Here is a 17,794-nt window from a genome sequence, read left to right as displayed (position 1 = left end):
TCCCGACGCCCCCAGGAAGCTCTGCGCGAAAGCGAAGCGTCAGCGATAAAGCGTACAGCCGGAACGGAAATCAACCCCAAGCTTTGATGAAAAAATTTAACGGAAAGAGGCAATGGAATGGATCGACAAAAATTGATGAAATTGACGCTCACTGCCATGGTAGCGGCAATTTGTGCAGTAGGTGCAGTCATTAAAATTCCAACATTTATTACAACTGCTGCGCTTGACTCTGCACCGGCATTTTTGAGCGTTGTATTTTTATCGCCAGTATTAGCTGGTGTTGCGGGAGTCATTGGGCATTTTATTTCAGCCCTAACTACTGGCTTTCCTTTTGGACCACTACATATAATTATCGCAGTGGAAATGTTTATCGTTGTATGGATCTTTGGGGTTATGCATAAAAAAGGCATGTATTTCTGGAAATGGCCTGTGGCACTTATTTTAAATGGTGTCGTGGCACCTATACCATTTTACTTTATTATTAGTCCGGCGTTTTACTGGACGTCATTGACTAGTCTTCCACTGGCAACACTCATTAATCTAGTGATCGTTGCGGTGGCGATGCCAGTTCTGTCGAAGGTGTTTGTACGTAAGGAAGGTCGAGTACATTGAGAAATGCAATAAAAATAGGTGAGCTCATTGCGACAACCGATAATGCCGCTGCAATTGGCGAAAAGCTACAGGATGTTGTGTCTGCTCCAGATCAGCTTACAGCATATTTTACTGCACGTGTTACATTTTTAGAGCAGCTTGCTGCAAATGCTTTACCAAAGCATATTTTACTTGCTAATTTTTCAGGGGATGCTACATGGTCTCGTTATGTTGCAGGCATTCAACAGGTTTTTGAGGAGGCTGGTCTTTTTTGTCCGCAAATAGACGGTAGTTCAGAGACTAATATGCCAACTTTACAATCAGGCTTGTCAATAACGATGCTTGGGGAGCAGCAGAAACGAACAGCAACTAAGCATGAGCAGCTAAGTTGGTACACATATGGTTTGCCACTTGTAGGCAATGAAATCCTTGCACAACCTGAAGATGTCGCACAGCTGCAACCTATTTTTCAAGCGTGGAAAGAGGGAATTGTGCAGCAAGTATGGCCAGTTGGATCAAAAGGTTTACAAGCAGAATTTAGCCGGCTTTTTGGCGAGCAACAGGTCAAAAGTGCATTAAATGTTGAGAAAACAGCTGGTCCATGTGCAGTAGTTTTACTTGGAATTGATCCAGAAAAAGAGCAGCTAGTACAAAAATATTTTCCTAGAAATTTTGAAAAACTACGTAAAACTGCATTGTAATCGGGCTTGCTTCGAGAAAAAGTAGTACTTTAAAAAATTCAAGGGGCAAAACGCCTATTGCAACTATAAACACTATATGTTAGATTTGTTTAGGAGTTAAAACACAATATATAGTATTTTGGACGAGCGGTACCAAATATGGTTTAAAAGGGAATTCGGAAAAGAGTCATCTTAGGCCGAAGCTGTCCCCGCAACTGTAAGTGCTGACAAATGATGAATAGGCCACTGTAAAGAACGGGAAGGCCATCATTTGGAGGAAGCATGAGCCAGGAGACCTGCCGATTTGTTCAAGACAGCAACACATTCTTCGGGGATTGAGAAGTGGAGGCGAGAGATTTGTCCACTTCTTAGTGTGCATGTCCTTCATTTCCATTTCCGATTTTACTGCGATCACGTAACCGATAAGTGTTGCGTGATCGCTTTTTGTGTTGCTGGAGAAAGAAAGGGAGAGAATGTATACATGACAATTCAAATCGAACAGCAAATTGCTAAGCTCAAGAAAAGTTATACGGAGGATGAACTCGAAAGTTTTGTAAGATTATCGGATCGATGGCTACGAAAAAACGACAATGCGACATTTGAAGCATGGGCGGATGCGATGATTTTACAAACGCTTAGCCTAATTGATGAGGAGGAGCCATACTGGACATTCGTCGCAGCTCAAATTTATTTAGAAAAACTATATGATCAATTTGCAATGCGCCGTGGCGTTCCAGTGCAAGATGTTTATAAATGTTTCCCGGAACAATTAGCACGCTATACAGAAGCTGGTTTGTATCATGAAAGTTTAACAACAAAATATAGTGAGCAGGATCTTCAAGAACTCGCTTCCTATTTAGAATCAAGTCGAGATGAATTGTTTACGTATATTGGCTTAAAAACATTAATGGACCGCTATGTAGTCCGTGATTACACGAAAACACCAGTAGAGCTACCACAGGAACGATGGATGGTCATTGCGATGACCCTTATGCAGGATGAAACAGAAAATCGTTTAGAAAAAGTACGTGAATCTTACTGGGCAATGAGTAATTTATATATGACTGTGGCAACACCTACATTATCGAATGCAGGTAAAACACATGGCCAGCTATCTAGTTGCTTTATCGATACAGTAGATGATAGTTTACAAAGTATTTATGACACGAATACAGATGTTGCAACATTATCGAAATACGGTGGTGGTATTGGTGTTTATATGGGCAAAATTCGTAGCCGAGGCTCATCAATTAAAGGCTTTAAAGGTGCATCTAGTGGTGTTTTACCATGGATTAAACAGCTTAATAATACGGCGGTTTCAGTCGATCAGCTAGGTCAACGACAAGGAGCTATTGCTGTTTATTTAGATGTTTGGCACAAAGACGTCTTTACGTTTTTAGATTTACGCTTAAACAATGGGGATGAGCGTTTACGTGCCCATGATATTTTCACAGGGCTATGTTTACCGGATTTATTTATGGAAACGGTTGAAGAGCGCGGGGAATGGCATTTGTTTGATCCACATGAAGTACGAGAAGTTATGGGCTTTTCACTAGAGGATTTCTACGATGAGAAAAAAGGTGATGGCACTTTCCGTACTAAATATGCAGAATGTATTGCGAATCCATTATTAAGTCGTGAGGTCGTACCAGCTATTGATATTATGAAACGTATTATGCGCTCGCAGCTTGAAACAGGCGTGCCGTTTATGTTCTATCGAGATGAAGTAAATCGCATGAATCCGAATAAGCATGAGGGAATGGTTTATAGCTCGAACCTGTGCACAGAAATATTTCAAAATATGTCAGCTACTGAATTCGAGTCTATTACTCTAGAAGATGATGTCATCGTAACACGTCGCAAGCCTGGCGATTTCGTTGTATGTAACTTATCATCTATTAATTTAGGCAGAGCTGTACCGGCTGGTGTTTTAGAAAAATTAATTCCGATTCAAGTACGTATGTTAGATAATGTTATTGCTTTAAATACAATTCCAGTAAAACAAGCAGAGCGTACGAATCTACGCTACCGTGGCATTGGACTTGGAACATTTGGCTGGCATCATTTATTAGCATTGAAAGAAATTCAATGGGAGTCTGAGGAAGCTGTAGAATTTGCGGACAAGCTATATGAAGAAATTGCGTATTTAACGATTCGCGCTTCTAACGATTTGGCAAGTGAAAAAGGAGCCTACCCATTATTTGAAGGCTCAGATTGGCATACTGGTGCGTATTTTGAAAAACGTGGCTACGACAGCAATAAATGGAATGCGTTACGCGCCGCGGTTGCTGAAAAAGGAATGCGTAACGGCTATGTTATGGCGGTTGCACCGAACTCATCAACATCCATTTTAGCGGGTAGTACGGCTACGATTGATCCTATTTTCCAAAAGAGTTATTCAGAAGAGAAGAAGGATTACAAAATTCCAGTAACGGTACCGGATCTATCACCTGTGACAACTTGGTATTATAAATCTGCTTATTTCATCGATCAAAATTGGACAATCAAGCAAAATGCTGCTCGAGCACGTCATATCGACCAAGGCATTTCACTTAATTTATACGTTCAAAATACGATTAAGGCAAAAGATTTACTAGCATTGCATATGAACGCTTGGGCGAGCGGTGTGAAAACGACATATTATGTACGCTCAACGTCTGTAGAATTACTAGAATGTGAGTCTTGCGCGAGCTAGGAGGAAGTAACAATGACAACTATTACAAAACGACAAATTATGGATAAAGAAGCACCAAACCGTTCAACAGGTATTGTGAACGGACGCTCTTCTAACATTTTAAACTGGGACGATGTGCGTTTTAGCTGGGCATATCCTAAATATAAAAAAATGCTAGGTAACTTCTGGACTCCGTTTGAAATTAATATGAGCAATGATGTTAAGCAGTTTCCACAGCTATCAGCGAATGAGCAGGAATCCTTTTTAAAAATCATTGGCTTACTAGCACTATTAGACAGTGTGCAAACTGATTTTGCAGGGAAAGTAGCGGATTATTTAACAGATTCAAGCTTAAATGCATTAATGATTATTTTAGCGCAACAAGAGGTAATTCATAATCACTCTTATTCTTATGTGCTATCAAGTATTGTGAACAAAGACGAACAGGATCGTACGTTTGACTTTTGGCGTACAGAGCCAGTATTAGAGCGACGTAATGACTTCGTAATTAAAGGCTACCATGCATTTTCAGAGGAGCCATCTGTTGGAAATATGCTAGAAGCGATTGTCTATGATGTGATTTTAGAAGGTTTATTCTTCTATTCTGGCTTCGCTTTCTTCTATCATTTAGCACGCAATCAAAAAATGGTGGCATCGTCAACGATGATTAATTATATTAATCGCGATGAGCAGCTTCATGTCGATTTATTTGTGAAAATTTATCAGGAGCTTTTAGAGGAATATCCTGAATACGATACACCAGAACGAGCGGCTCGTGTACAGGAAATCTTCCGTGAAGCGGTACAGCTAGAAATCGATTGGGCTAATGAAGTGATTGGTGATAAAATTGAAGGCCTTGATGTGGAAGATGTGCATGATTATGTACACTTCTATGCGAATGTACGCTGTAATCAGCTTGGCGTAGAGCGTCCATTTGAAGGCTATCGCAAAAATCCATTAAAGTGGGTTAAAGCGTATGAGGATGTTGACTTAGGAAAAACAGATTTCTTCGAGCAGCGTTCTCGCCAATATGTGAAGGTCAATGTAGAAGATAACGGATTTGATGATTTGTAATACTCAATACACCGCGATGTTGAACTAACATTGCGGTGTATTTTTTATGAGGGTGAACGGGTCAAACTGCAATAAACAATAGGGAGAGGGGGATATATATTACCTAACCAAACTATTTCTCACTAAAAAGCGATCATTAAATATGATCGGAACACCTCTTCCATCCTTTTCGGCGTGAATATGTAAATGTGGTTCGCTTGTATTGCCCGAATTTCCTACTTTTCCAAGTTTTTGGCCCGTTGTTACTTTTTCATTTTTTGCCACCACTAAGCTGCCTTTTTGCATATGAGCTAATAAAATGGTCGTCGCATCATCGTTCTCGCATGATAGGGTGACATGATTTCCCTCAGGATTTTCTGAATCAGATTTTGGAGGAGTGAGATCAGGTAAATCATTTTTGACGTTGACTACTTTCCCATTACAAGGACTATATAAATTATCTTCGAATATTTGATACTTATTCAATTCTTCTGGATATAGTCCATTAGCGCGAGTTCCAATCGTATTTAATTTTAAAATATCTAAAGCATACTTTTGTCCTGGATGGGCTTGATGGTAGTTCATTGCCACCTGATTCCCACCTTGTCCGACATAGTAGGTGCCATTTTTAAGAGGGAAGGATAATTCAATGCCTTTTTCGGCTACTGAATAGCTTTTTACGACCAAAGCATTATACGTACCAAAAACGAGAATAAGTAAAATGTAAATACCAATTGAAAACTTTTGATTTAGTGAATATTTTATTGTAAACGGTAAATTTCTTATCTTTTTCCAAGAAAAAATGAAAGTGACAATCAAGAGAATCAACCAAAGAAAGCTAACATAGTATCCGACCCAACTCCAGTTTCCTGCTTGAAATAACCAAACGATTAGTGCTGTAGTCAACATTGAGTCCAATAACCATTCTAGTTTACTTTTAAATGGAGCTTTCCATAACGAAATAATAAAGCTCGCAGGCAATATGATTAGCAAACCAATAGAATAAAAGATTGGTAACACTATTTCTCATCTCCCTTATGATATTTTAAGGACGTCATTACATTATTGGTAATATTTACCCTATCTTAACTGCATTCTAACTTAGAGATGCCAGTAAATGAACCTTAGTCCAGAGCTTCCTTTTAACCTATTTGAAAGCAACTTCTACAGTTACCAAAACCTACATAAAAAATCAATCGTGTCCCAAATATTACGAGACCCGTAAAAATAGTGCCACTTGAGAATGTTTTTCAGTTATAATTAATAATGAATGTGAATTAAAGAACGGAGTCGAAGGAATGCAGGCAATAAAACAGTTAGGAGGGTTTTTAGGGCCCTATAAATTTTTTACCTTAATTGCACCATTATTAATGGTACTAGAGGTAACGATGGATTTACTTCAGCCGACGATTATGCAGCATATGATTGATACGGGTATTGCGAATGGTGATGATCCGTATGTGCTGAAAATGTTCGTCTGGATGCTGATCAGTGCGGTATTCGGACTTGTTGGTGGGATAGGCTGTTCCTATTATAGTTCGAAGGCGGCAATCCATTTTGCATCGGATGTTCGTCAGTCACTTTATGAAAAAATGATGACGTATTCGGCAAAGGAACGTGACACTTTTACAACAGGGAAGCTTATTACGATTTTAACGAGTGATGTAGAAAGTGTTCAGCGCGCGTTTATGATGACGTTGCGTATTTTTGTGCGTGGTCCTTTATTATTTATTGGAGCGGTTATCATTGTTTTTGTGACGGCACGTGAGTTATTTTCGATACTCCTTATTATCGTGCCGCTATTAATTATTGCGATGTACTTTTTCACAAAGTATTCGGGTGTCCTGTATCGCCGAGTGCAGGAGGCAATTGATCGTGTTAATACGAAGCTACAGGAGAACTTAGCGGGGATTCGTGTTGTGAAGGCGTTCCGTCGTGAAACGCAACAGATTGAACAGTTTGGCGCTCTAAATGATACGCTAACGAAGCGCTTTATTACAGCCGAGCAAATTGTTGGCGTGCTCGTGCCGTTTACGATGTTCGTTGTCAATCTAGGCATTGTAGCAGCACTGTGGCTTGGGGCCATTAAGGTAGAAGCCGGTACTTTAAAGGTTGGAGTAATTCTAGCTTTTATTAACTATTTAACGATTATATTAAATGGATTGATGACTTCTAGTATGGTATTGATGCAAATTGCACGTGCAATTCCTTCAGGGGAGCGAATCGTGGACGTCTTAAATAAAGAAGTAGCGGTTAAGGAAGCGGAAAATCCACATACAGCACCAATTCAAGGGGCGATTGACTTTCAAAATGTAAGCTATCGTTATTATGAATCGGCTGAGGATGTCCTGAAAAACATTACATTTTCGGTAAAGCCGGGGCAAACGGTAGGTTTGATCGGAAAAACAGGAAGTGGAAAATCAACGCTAGTGAAGCTATTACCACGTTTATTTGATCCGACGAGTGGAGAAATCCTCTTGGACGGAAAGCCTCTAAAGGATTATGCATTATCCACTTTACGCAAACATATTGGTTTTACTTCTCAAAAAGCATTATTGTTTTCAGGTGCAATTGACCATAATATCCGTCTTGGTAAGGAAGATGCAACGTCAGTGGAATTACAGCAAGCTCTAGATGCAGCATGTGCTACTGAATTTGTAAGTCGACTGGATAAAGGTTTAGCGCATGAACTTTCACAGGGGGCGACCAATCTTTCTGGCGGTCAAAAACAGCGATTAGCGTTAACACGTGCACTCGTAAGACAGCCTGCTATTTTAGTGCTGGATGATGCAACATCTGCTCTTGATAGTGCCTCTGAAAAACATGTCCAGGAAGCTATTAGCCATCAATATAATGATACAACGACGTTTATCGTGGCGTCTAAAATAGCCTCTATTCAACAGGCAGACCTAATTTTAGTAGTAGATGACGGCGAAATTGTTGGTCAAGGCACACATCAACAATTATTACAGAATAATAAATTCTACCAAGCAATTTACGCTTCACAGCAAAAGGCTGGTGTACAACAATGAGTCAAAGTCAACCAAAGCAAATGAATTTTGGACGCGGACCACGTATGGCTGGACCAGCTGAAAAGGCTAAAAATCAAAAAGCTACGATTAATCGTGTGTGGCATTATGTGAAGCAACAAAAAATAGGGCTTTATTTCTCTATATTTTTTGTAATAGCTTCTACATTTTTAAGTTTAGCAGGACCGTACTTAATTGGGCATATCGTCGATGAATATATTATGAAAAAAGATATTGCCGGTACGATTCGTCTTGGTATTGTGCTAGCAGTTATTTATACAGCTGCATCAATTTTTACGTGGCTTCAAACATATGTCATGATCCATGTGGCGATGAAAACAATTCGCACATTACGGCTTGAACTGTTTAAAAAGTTACAAACATTAACACTGAGATTTTTCGATCAGCGAGCACTTGGTGATCTAATGAGCCGTGTGACAAATGATATCGATAATTTAAATACAGCACTTGTACAAAGTGTGACACAAATCGTGTCGTCGGTCTTAACGGTAATCGGTGTTAGTATTGCTATGTTCTCTTTAAGTTGGCAGCTAGCAATCGTGACGCTGACTATTATTCCTTTAATTGTTTTTACAACGAAGCAAATTGTTAAACGTAGTAGTAAAAACTATGCGGCCCGCCAGCGTGATTTAGGTAAGCTGAACGGTTATATTGAGGAAATGATTACGGGTGCAGAGGTTGTGACGCTTTTTGGAACAGAACAGCAAACAATTGAGACGTTCCATAAGCAAAATGAAAATCTTCGTAACTCGGCACAGAGAGCAGAAATTACTTCAGGTCTACTTGGGCCCATTAATAATTTTATGAATAACTTAGGCTTAGCTGTTGTTATTGGCACAGGAGCATTTTTATCGTTAAAAGGGATCGTTTCAGTTGGGGTAATCGCCGCATTTGTCACGTATACACGTCAATTTTTCCGTCCGTTGAATCAGTTATCTAATCTATTGAATACTTTCCAATCGGCGATTGCAGGGGCAGAACGAGTCTTCGAAATTTTAGATGAACCTTCGGAAGTAGCGGATAAAAAGCATGCCATTGATTGCCAAAGCCTCAAAGGAGATGTGGCATTTTGCAATGTTTCCTTCAGCTATTTGCCAGAGAAGCCAGTACTAAAAAATATTAGCTTCCAAGCGAAGAAGGGTGAAACGATTGCTCTTGTTGGTCCAACGGGATCAGGGAAAACAACGATTATCAATTTATTAACTCGTTTTTATGATGTAGATGAAGGTGAAATTTTGATTGATGGTCATAATATCGAGGATTATAAAATGGCAACAATCCGTCAAAGAGTGGGTGTTGTCTTACAGGATACGTATTTATTCTCAGGAACGATTCGTGAAAATATTCGTTTCGGTAAACTTGATGCTACAGATGAAGAGGTTGAAGAAGCGGCGAAAATCGCGAATGCCCATAATTTTATTAAACATTTACCAGCCCAATATGATACACCTGTACAGGCAGGTGGGGCAAACTTAAGTCAAGGTCAACGTCAATTACTAGCTATTGCCCGGGAAATTCTTGAAAATTCAGATATTTTAATTTTGGATGAAGCTACATCCAGTGTGGATACGCAAACAGAGGTTGATATTCAAAAAGGTCTCCAGCATTTAATGCAGGGGCGCACAAGCTTTGTTATTGCACACCGCCTAAAAACAATCGAAAATGCCGACCAAATCCTTGTTATTCAACAAGGTGAAATTGTGGAGCAGGGCAATCACCAACAGCTTATGCAAAAACAAGGCATTTATAGTAATCTCCAGCAAAAACTTTTACTGGAGCAAGTGGAATAAGAGTAAGAGGGCTGTCTCGTAAGTATGAAAAAACTTATGAGACAGCTTTGTTTTTACTATTGTGGAAAGCATTTGGAAATGTTATGATGCATCAAAATTCAACTTTAGAAGGTGAGGCTTAAAAATGTACGAATTAAAAACAAAAGAAACGGATGAGAGTGTTATTGAATTTATTAAAAACGTGGATCATCCAAAAAAGCGTGAAGATGCTTACCGACTATTGGATATATTTGCTGAAGTCACAGGGTATGAAGCGAGAATGTGGGGGCCAAGTATAATAGGATTTGGCAAATATCATTATAAATATAAATCAGGACATGAAGGCGATGCACCTTTAGTTGGATTCTCTCCCCGAAAAGCTAAAATCAGTTTATATTTTGCACCAGGTGACAGTGAGCGAGACAATTTATTAAAGGTTTTTGGTAAACATACAACAGGAAAAGCTTGTGTTTATATAAATAAACTAGCGGATATTGATGTGGAAATATTAAAGTCGCTCATCCAACGATCTGTATCATTTTTAAAAGAGACCTATCCCGATCAATAATTAAGCGCTGTCTAAGTGGAGTAAAACACTTTTAGACAGCTTTTTTTAGCTTAATGGGGATGACTTTTGTTAAAGTTTATATAATTGTTGATTGGAGTGGAGACTGGGCGACTCCTTGGGGATTAGCGTCATAGATGAGACCCTGGAGCGAGCCCCGCGAGTGAAGCGGCTCATCGGACGCCCCCAGGAAAGCGCCCAGCCGGAACGGAAATCAACCCAACGTTATGGAAAAAGAAAAAAATTAATTAGAAATTTATTTTTATTGTTTATCCTTTCATTATCAACTGAAGGGAGCATTTTATGAAAAAACTTTTAAAGAAAATAGTTATCTACTTTATAGCGGTCATGCTTATTGGACTAGTGGGCATATTCAGTTATCATCGTTATCAGCTAAGTAAAGAATCGAAACTTCTAGGCAATAAAGGGACGCTTATTGAAGTGGATCATCAAAAAATCAATGTTTATACGGAGGGGGATGGTCAAGATACTTACGTTTTCATGGCAGGTTCAGGGGTTGCGGCACCCATTTATGAAATGAAAGGGCTGTACAGTAAATTTTCGCAACAACATAAGATTGCTGTTATAGAAAGAGCAGGGTATGGGTATAGCGGTGTCGCGAAGGACGAACGAGATATTGATACAATTTTAGCGCAAACGAGAGAAGCGCTCTTGAAAAGTGGAAATAAGCCTCCTTATATATTAGTACCGCATTCTATTTCGGGGGTTGAAGCTATTTATTGGGCACAAAAATATCCTGAAGAAATTAAGGGAATCATTGCGCTTGATATTGGCTTGCCAAGTCAATATGTGGAGCATGAAATGGGGACAGTCGACTTCTGGACTGTTAAAGGTAGGAATTTGCTAACGAAATTGGGCGTACATCGATTAACACCTTCGAAAGTGTATAGTCCAGAAGTAATGAAGCAATCGTTTTTATCTATGGAAGAAAAAGAAATTTATAAAGCACTATCCAATAAAAATACTTTTAATGATGATATGAAAAATGAGTTACTACAAGTGTACGAAAATAGTTTAAAATCAGAAGAGCTTCCGAAACCAAAAGACACACCGATATTATTAATAGATGCGATTGCTGAACAAAATAAAGGTTCGCAATATACGAAGTACCATAGCCAGAAATATGCGGAATTTGCAGAGCAAGTTAACATAGCGGATGTGAAAGTATTAAGTGGCACTCATAGTATCTATTTATATAAACCGGATGAGATTTATCAGTTTGCTATAGATTTTATGAAAACTAAAGTTGACAACAAAGAAAGGTCGAGGGAATGAAAGGATTTACGATTTTAATAGTAGAAGACGACCAAATGATTGGCGATTTGATGCAAAAAATATTACAACGTGAAGGCTATGACGTTGTATGGAAAACAGATGGTCGAGAAATGATGAACATGATCCATCAAATCGATTTAGTAATAATGGACATTATGCTCCCAGGGGAAGATGGCTATCAGCTGACAAAGAACATTAAAAGCCTAGGCTTGAATATCCCCATTATTTTTTTATCTGCTCGTAATGATATTGAAAGCAAGCTGCAAGGCTTAACCGTTGGGGAAGATTATATGACAAAACCATTTGATCCGAGAGAGCTTCTTTTAAGAATGCAGAAAATGCTAGAGCAGCAGTATGGTACATTTACACAAATCCAACATCTATTAATTGATAGCGAGCATCGTAAATTATTTAAAAATAATATACATGATGAAATAGCATTGACTGCAATCGAACGTAAAATCTTCTTTTATTTATATGAAAATAAGGATAGGGTGTTAACGAAGGATCATTTTTTTGACTATTTATGGCCGCTTGAAGATCGCAATCAAAATATTATCAATGTCCATATCAAAAAGATTAGAACGAAAATGAATGATACTTCAGGTACCATCCTACAAAATATTTACGGAGAAGGGTATCGATTAAATACCTACATAAAGAAATGACATTAAAAACAAAATATCGATTATTATTATTTACAGCCATCATCAGTGTTCCAATAGTTTTGTTAGGGATTAGTGTGTCGATGTCTATTATATATGACTTCGTTTTTAAAACTAGAAATAAAGGCACTCCATTCCACGAATCTTTCGCCTATCCAACGATGCTAATTGTGTTCTTTCTATCATTATGTTTACTAGCGTTTTTATTTTCGAAATCGATCAATTCATTACTAACGAAAATTAATATGCTCAACAAAACGATTCGTGACTTAGCGAGCAATGAAAGAACACCGAGTACATTAGCTGTTGGCAGTGAGGATGAAATCGGACAGCTTATTCAGTCCGTTAACATACTAATTGAGCGAACTACTTACCGAGAATTAGAGCTTCAACAACAGCAGGAGCTGCAAAAAGAGCTATTACAAAAGCTAAGACACGACATAAATACACCGTTAACAGCGATCCGTTTACAATTATTTTATTTAGAAGATACGTTTAAGGAACAACCGAAATTAGTAGAATCCTTGAATGAGCAAATTCAATACATCGCTAGCTTAACAAATGAATTGAATTGGCAGTCCCTAGATACAATGGAGAACTCTTATATCGTCCAGGAAGAAGTGCAACTCACGCTATTGTTTGAAACGATGATCAAAAAGTGGAGCTATTTATATCGAATGCAAAACATCGAATTAATCTATCATCTAGAGGATAGCCATGTAACATGGACGAGTAATGCACTATGGCTTCAACGAATGTTTGATAATGTGTTCCAAAACACATTGAAACATTCAAAAGCTACAAAGCTAGAAATCACCATTAAAGATCAAAAGGTTTTCATGACAGACAATGGTACTGGCTTTGACCAAAGCCATGTAAGCGAAGGCCTTGGCTTGAAGATTATTGATGACATTGCTAGAATACTGCAAGTCAACTATACACTCAACTCGAACGAAGAAGGGACCGAATTTTGTTTTTTGACTAAAAAAATCTCTTGATTCTTTGATTTTATTGAGCGGTGAGCTATTGGGTCCTATTGGATTGTATATAGACCGTTCAAACAAAGAAGTTATAGGTTTTGATTTAAGGAGGTAATTATTAAGTTAATGCGTGCTTTAGTATGATAAGAACAGGACTTGTGTTTATGATTGAATCTCATATATGCGTTGCCTATTCTCAACAGATGCAACTTATAATAAGCTCAGATTATTGAGATTTACTGTTTAAAGGAGTGATAAAATGATTGAAATAATTTATGATGCCAGTACCGTGGAAGACTCTTGTTATATAGAGGTTCTTCCTGATAAATATAAAGGGAAATGTTGGAATGCATCTTCAATTTACTTTACAGAAGAAAACTTTGGCTATATTATGCCTGCCTTCGAAAAGTGCTATAAGAAATTCGATTATTATAGTTTCAATGAAATAGATATAGAAAATTGGAAGTTAATTATTTGGGAATTAGAAAAAATGAAACAATATCTATCTGATAATCCTAATCCACATTCACTGAAGGATGTTTTAGGGTTTCTGTTCCTCAATTCCGAGGAAGAATTTTTGGTAAACTATGATACAAACTTGAAGCAGCTTATCTCGATGATTACCGAATTTCAATCGTGGATAATTGAAAAAAGTGCCTCAGCTAAGTTCATTTCCGTTTTAGGAATGTAATAACGGTGCAGGATAGTGAATTAAGATTATGGGTAATATTTTTGTTAAATAACAGAAAAAAGTGAGTGTTTTATTTGGACATAAGTTATGATTCATCTTACATCTATATCAAAAACTTTGAAGATGAGGCTAAGATTCTCAATAAATTTTGTAAAGATAAAGGAAATAAACTTGTTTTTTTAGAACTATATTATGAAGAAGATGTGGCCGCTTTATTTATTAATAACTATCGTTTTAAAATCTTGGATAATGCCGTTGTATATAAAGAACAAGAAAATAAAATATCAATATTCCATAGTCCAGCTACAACTATTGATATTAGAAAAACACTAAAGGTATTTCCGTGGGATTTCTCAGCGGTTGTACTACAAAAAAACACACCAATAAGAATTAAATACCATATAAGAGGTTATGAGTCTGACGATGGGTTTGGTATAAGTATAAAGGAGTTTAATAACGGTTCTTTTATTAAAGAGATACTTCCGCTATTAGCTCAGACCAAATAAGATATATAAAGTCAGGGGAAGGGCATACCATAACATAATTTTTCCTTATTCAACTAACGGGTGCGTTCGTATTATATAGTTCAGCCAGATCTTTCTGGTTGAACTTTTTTTATTTAGATTTAATCTATCAGTAGCCAGGGTAGAACGTACGGGTGCGTGGGACATTAATCCCGTCAACTAAACTGTTCACCCCCTACTTGTAGAAATATGTTTTAGGCTGGTTGGGACTTAGATCTCGTATAACAAGCGAAGCTATAATACTACTTGGAGGTAATAGGGGTTACTGGTGAATACGTTGTAGGGGGAGAAAAAATGAACCCGGTAGTGGGTATTGATGTAGCTAAAGATGAAAGTGAAGTACAAGCTTTTTTAAAAAAGGAAAGCCATATGGGGGAAATTTATCAATTAAGCATAATCGTGAAGATTTAGACAAGTTTATAGGATTTTTAGGAGAGATTAGATCGATAACAGGGAGTAAGCCTGACATAGGCAGCTCTTTCTTATTGAACTAACGGGGCAGCATTCCTGTTTGAAGGATGTTCGAGGTCTTGAAAGAAAAGGAGCCCTCTAGTATGATGCATGAGTGTCAACGGCCATTGACCCATCATCAAACAAGGAGGACTCCTTTATGCATTCTAAATGGAATAATAAAATTAATCAAATAACTGAAAATACACTCGTTGTTGGTATGGATTTTGCCAAGCATATTCACTACGCATGCTTTGTCGATGAACGCGGGCGAGTAATCGAAAAAGCTTTTGCCGTACATCAATCGAAAGAAGGCTTCGAAAACTTGTATGAAAAGATTCTTCAAACGATGAAGGAAGCTAATAAAACTGAAGTAATAATAGGGATTGAGCCTACAGGCCACTACTGGATGAACTTAGCCTATTTCTTAGATCAATACGGAATCCCACTTGTCATGGTGAATCCAATGCACGTAAGACGTTCGAAAGAACTAGATGATAACTTACCAACAAAGCACGATAAAAAAGATGCACTAGTCATCGCTCGCTTATTAAAGGATGGACGTTTCAGTTATCCACGTATATTGAAAGACATTGAGGCTGAGCTTCGTACTGATTCTACTCTTCGCTCAAAATTGACGGAGGATTTGGCTAGTATTAAAAATCGAATCATTCGTTGGCTTGATCGCTACTTTGAAATATGGTTTTAAAGAATCAGATATGCCATTAGATAAATTAATGCATTTTAATCAAGAGTAGAGGCCTTTAGTTCTTATTCAACTAACGGGACAGGTTAGTTGAAGAGTGTTGTTTAACTTGTTGTTCAACAATCGCGCCATATTATTGAATAACAACCTTTTATGAAATGTTACTAAACGACGCTTTGAGAACTTTAAGTTTCAGCATTTTAATACGTGATTATGTAAGGGTATTTATATACTAAAACGCACTTGAATTAACAAAAGGTTTATTGTTATCTTTGTAGAATCTAATTACTATAATAAATTGCAGTGAAATTCAATTATATAAAGGGAGTGTAAAGGTGGACCTATTACTTTGGATAACTATTGGTTTCATAATAATTGGATTTGTTGTTCTCACTTCTATGAAAAAGGGTATGGAAAGTAAGGTCGCTTTTATAAAAGAAAATATGGAAGACGAGGAAAATTCATCAAAATCTAAATCCGTAATTTGTTGGATATGGAGTACCACTGCTTGGGGGATAGTGAGTATTTTTCTTGTTGTTTGGTGTTTCCGTAATCACTTTGGATAAACTGTTGGCTTCAAATAATGCTTAAAAAAACAGGTACTTTTGTATTAATTGTCTGAAGTATTACTGTAATGTTTATTCTGAATAATAAATAATAAATAATAAATAATAAATACTATATACATTATAAATTCAATAAATGTTCCCAAATGCAAGTTTGGGGACACTTGAAAAAGCCATGCACGTTGTGAGATCAACGTTTCTTGGCTTTTTGTATGCACATTCCTTATACAGCTTTTTATAGAAAGGTATAGAAACAAAGCTACAATAAGACTTTTTAATAATTTACGGAAAATTCTGCGTATGTGCTATGTGAATAAAAAGGTGCATATATAGACAATTTATAAGCTGTAAATCAGTATTTTTTAATCGGTACTTAAACCAACAAGAACTTTAGTTGAAGAAGCGTCGCTGTTCTTATTAAACCCCATGAAAGAACGTAATCATTTCATTTTCTGTGGTGTGGTGTTGATTTTAAGCGACATGGATGGCTAACGGGTGCGTTTCTTAAAAAAAGGGATGCTCTTTTCGTATCCAATTAAAAAGAAGTAAATGTTATTATTTTATTAAAGATGGTTGCTCTTCTATTATAGGTGGAGAAAGCTTTAATACGATATATGCTACAATATTAAAAAAGGTAAACCTTGAAGGCACACCACTGCAATAAGACTTATAACGAAATTAAGTTCTTAATATATCCAGTCAATGACATATTATGAAACAGTTCTTTAATAAAGGAGTTGTATAAAATGGATGAAAAAAAGGATACAGAAATAAAACGCTCTTCAAAAGCAGAAAACATTCTATCTCAGATCAATAGTAAAACTAAACTAGGCGACTTACGAAAAATCGCGAAGGACATTAAAAAAGATCACGAACTAGCTATGGAACTTTGGTCAACCGAAGAGGTTTTGCCCAGACTATTAGCAATCTTAATTATGGACAAAAAACTTCTTTCACATGATGTGCTAAATAAGCTTGATAAGGATATGCAGACTCACACTTTTGATGAGCGAAATAACTTAATGGATTGGTTAATGGCTAATCAGCTCACTAAAGACAAGAAGAAGATTGCATTGATGGAGTCATGGGAAAATAGTCCTTCTGCTCTTCAAAGGCGAGCTTTCTGGTATTATCAAGGGCGATTGAGATGGACTGGACAAACACCGCCTGATAACACCGCAAACTTGCTATCAGCAATAGAAGCCAATATTACGCAGGAAGAACCGGAAGTTCAATGGGCTATGAATTTCACCGCTGGCTGGATAGGCGTTTATGATGAAAAGAATCGTGCACGTTGTATTAAACTTGGTGAGAAAACGGGTCTTTACAAAGATGAAAGAGTAGCAAAAGGATGTACTCCCAGCTATTTGCCGGAGTTCATTACGATTGAAGTTAACAAACGATATAATAATTAGTTACCTCTGAAAAATTTATTGGGGTTTAATGTAAAAATAAAGGAATTCAAAGCCTCAATATGCAAATTGTAATAAGTTTGGACCGAAAAATAAAGAAAAAAAACGCGTTATGGCAGCTA

At 37.4% G+C, this 17,794-nt stretch carries 15 protein-coding genes, 1 pseudogene and 1 riboswitch; of the genes and pseudogenes, 15 read left to right on the top strand and 1 reads right to left on the bottom strand.

Features of this window, described 5'->3' with window-relative positions; genetic code table 11:
* Nucleotides 1–117: 117 nt before the first annotated feature.
* The 4 genes from ABNX05_RS03165 to ABNX05_RS03150 all read left to right on the top strand — a co-directional run bounded on the left by ABNX05_RS03165 (nt 118) and on the right by ABNX05_RS03150 (nt 5,019).
* Nucleotides 118–612, top strand: coding sequence for an ECF transporter S component (locus ABNX05_RS03165; RefSeq protein WP_349658382.1), 495 nt, complete (start codon nt 118–120; stop codon nt 610–612).
* Entirely contained in the window at nt 609–1,292 is a 684-nt protein-coding gene (locus ABNX05_RS03160) for a hypothetical protein (RefSeq protein ID WP_349658381.1), read from the top strand. The genes ABNX05_RS03165 and ABNX05_RS03160 overlap by 4 nt, the downstream gene beginning before the upstream one ends.
* Before the next feature lie 110 nt (nt 1,293–1,402).
* Nucleotides 1,403–1,590: riboswitch (cobalamin riboswitch) on the top strand.
* A 162-nt stretch (nt 1,591–1,752) separates the two neighbouring features.
* Nucleotides 1,753–3,966: a ribonucleoside-diphosphate reductase subunit alpha gene (locus ABNX05_RS03155; RefSeq protein WP_432760118.1), complete on the top strand. Its 2,214-nt coding sequence runs from the start codon at nt 1,753–1,755 to the stop codon at nt 3,964–3,966.
* A gap of 12 nt (nt 3,967–3,978) precedes the next feature.
* Nucleotides 3,979–5,019, top strand: coding sequence for a ribonucleotide-diphosphate reductase subunit beta (locus ABNX05_RS03150; RefSeq protein WP_349658380.1), 1,041 nt, complete (start codon nt 3,979–3,981; stop codon nt 5,017–5,019).
* A gap of 99 nt (nt 5,020–5,118) precedes the next feature.
* Here the strand turns inward: ABNX05_RS03150 and ABNX05_RS03145 are convergent, their stop codons facing one another.
* The gene (locus ABNX05_RS03145; protein WP_349658379.1) at nt 5,119–6,018 is read right to left on the bottom strand and encodes a M23 family metallopeptidase; all 900 of its coding nucleotides are present in this window, start codon (nt 6,016–6,018) and stop codon (nt 5,119–5,121) included.
* Between the two features lie 278 nt (nt 6,019–6,296).
* On the opposite strand from ABNX05_RS03145, the gene ABNX05_RS03140 reads away from it, so the two are divergent.
* The 11 genes and pseudogenes from ABNX05_RS03140 (at nt 6,297) to ABNX05_RS03090 (ending at nt 17,675) form a co-directional block, all read left to right on the top strand.
* Complete coding sequence (locus tag ABNX05_RS03140; protein WP_349658378.1) at nt 6,297–8,030, top strand: ABC transporter ATP-binding protein; 1,734 nt, start codon at nt 6,297–6,299, stop codon at nt 8,028–8,030.
* Nucleotides 8,027–9,838, top strand: a complete 1,812-nt coding sequence (locus ABNX05_RS03135) for an ABC transporter ATP-binding protein (protein WP_349658377.1) — start codon at nt 8,027–8,029, stop codon at nt 9,836–9,838. The genes ABNX05_RS03140 and ABNX05_RS03135 overlap by 4 nt, the downstream gene beginning before the upstream one ends.
* 124 nt (nt 9,839–9,962) lie before the next feature.
* Complete coding sequence (locus ABNX05_RS03130) at nt 9,963–10,385, top strand: DUF1801 domain-containing protein (RefSeq protein ID WP_349658376.1); 423 nt, start codon at nt 9,963–9,965, stop codon at nt 10,383–10,385.
* Between the two features lie 300 nt (nt 10,386–10,685).
* Nucleotides 10,686–11,678, top strand: coding sequence for an alpha/beta hydrolase (locus tag ABNX05_RS03125; RefSeq protein ID WP_349658375.1), 993 nt, complete (start codon nt 10,686–10,688; stop codon nt 11,676–11,678).
* Nucleotides 11,675–12,346 (top strand): response regulator transcription factor, encoded by a 672-nt coding sequence (locus ABNX05_RS03120; protein ID WP_349658374.1) that lies wholly within the window; start codon nt 11,675–11,677, stop codon nt 12,344–12,346. Before ABNX05_RS03125 ends, ABNX05_RS03120 begins: the two co-directional genes overlap by 4 nt.
* Entirely contained in the window at nt 12,343–13,341 is a 999-nt protein-coding gene (locus ABNX05_RS03115) for a sensor histidine kinase (protein ID WP_349658373.1), read from the top strand. The genes ABNX05_RS03120 and ABNX05_RS03115 overlap by 4 nt, the downstream gene beginning before the upstream one ends.
* 241 nt (nt 13,342–13,582) lie before the next feature.
* A complete protein-coding gene (locus tag ABNX05_RS03110; RefSeq protein WP_349658372.1) occupies nt 13,583–14,014 on the top strand; it encodes a hypothetical protein in 432 nt (143 codons plus the stop codon).
* Between the two features lie 74 nt (nt 14,015–14,088).
* Nucleotides 14,089–14,520, top strand: coding sequence for a hypothetical protein (locus ABNX05_RS03105; protein ID WP_349658371.1), 432 nt, complete (start codon nt 14,089–14,091; stop codon nt 14,518–14,520).
* Nucleotides 14,521–15,148: 628 nt separating this feature from the next.
* Nucleotides 15,149–15,682: pseudogene (locus ABNX05_RS03100) on the top strand (IS110 family transposase); the annotation flags it as partial.
* Between the two features lie 347 nt (nt 15,683–16,029).
* Nucleotides 16,030–16,260: a hypothetical protein gene (locus ABNX05_RS03095; protein WP_349658370.1), complete on the top strand. Its 231-nt coding sequence runs from the start codon at nt 16,030–16,032 to the stop codon at nt 16,258–16,260.
* A gap of 746 nt (nt 16,261–17,006) precedes the next feature.
* The gene (locus ABNX05_RS03090) at nt 17,007–17,675 is read left to right on the top strand and encodes a DNA alkylation repair protein (protein ID WP_349658369.1); all 669 of its coding nucleotides are present in this window, start codon (nt 17,007–17,009) and stop codon (nt 17,673–17,675) included.
* Nucleotides 17,676–17,794 lie beyond the last annotated feature (119 nt).

Source organism: Lysinibacillus zambalensis, assembly GCF_040183165.1.
Classification (GTDB): Bacteria; Bacillota; Bacilli; order Bacillales_A; family Planococcaceae; genus Lysinibacillus; species Lysinibacillus zambalensis.
This window is presented reverse-complemented; position numbering and strand designations above follow the sequence as displayed.

What these genes read in the sequence shown, in the direction of transcription:
- ABNX05_RS03165 (WP_349658382.1), top strand. Translation starts at nt 118, where the DNA reads ATGGATCGACAAAAATTGATGAAATTGACGCTCACTGCCATGGTAGCG.
- ABNX05_RS03155 (WP_432760118.1), top strand. Translation starts at nt 1,753, where the DNA reads ATGACAATTCAAATCGAACAGCAAATTGCTAAGCTCAAGAAAAGTTAT.
- ABNX05_RS03150 (WP_349658380.1), top strand. Translation starts at nt 3,979, where the DNA reads ATGACAACTATTACAAAACGACAAATTATGGATAAAGAAGCACCAAAC.
- ABNX05_RS03140 (WP_349658378.1), top strand. Translation starts at nt 6,297, where the DNA reads ATGCAGGCAATAAAACAGTTAGGAGGGTTTTTAGGGCCCTATAAATTT.
- ABNX05_RS03135 (WP_349658377.1), top strand. Translation starts at nt 8,027, where the DNA reads ATGAGTCAAAGTCAACCAAAGCAAATGAATTTTGGACGCGGACCACGT.
- ABNX05_RS03130 (WP_349658376.1), top strand. Translation starts at nt 9,963, where the DNA reads ATGTACGAATTAAAAACAAAAGAAACGGATGAGAGTGTTATTGAATTT.
- ABNX05_RS03125 (WP_349658375.1), top strand. Translation starts at nt 10,686, where the DNA reads ATGAAAAAACTTTTAAAGAAAATAGTTATCTACTTTATAGCGGTCATG.
- ABNX05_RS03120 (WP_349658374.1), top strand. Translation starts at nt 11,675, where the DNA reads ATGAAAGGATTTACGATTTTAATAGTAGAAGACGACCAAATGATTGGC.
- ABNX05_RS03115 (WP_349658373.1), top strand. Translation starts at nt 12,343, where the DNA reads ATGACATTAAAAACAAAATATCGATTATTATTATTTACAGCCATCATC.
- ABNX05_RS03110 (WP_349658372.1), top strand. Translation starts at nt 13,583, where the DNA reads ATGATTGAAATAATTTATGATGCCAGTACCGTGGAAGACTCTTGTTAT.
- ABNX05_RS03090 (WP_349658369.1), top strand. Translation starts at nt 17,007, where the DNA reads ATGGATGAAAAAAAGGATACAGAAATAAAACGCTCTTCAAAAGCAGAA.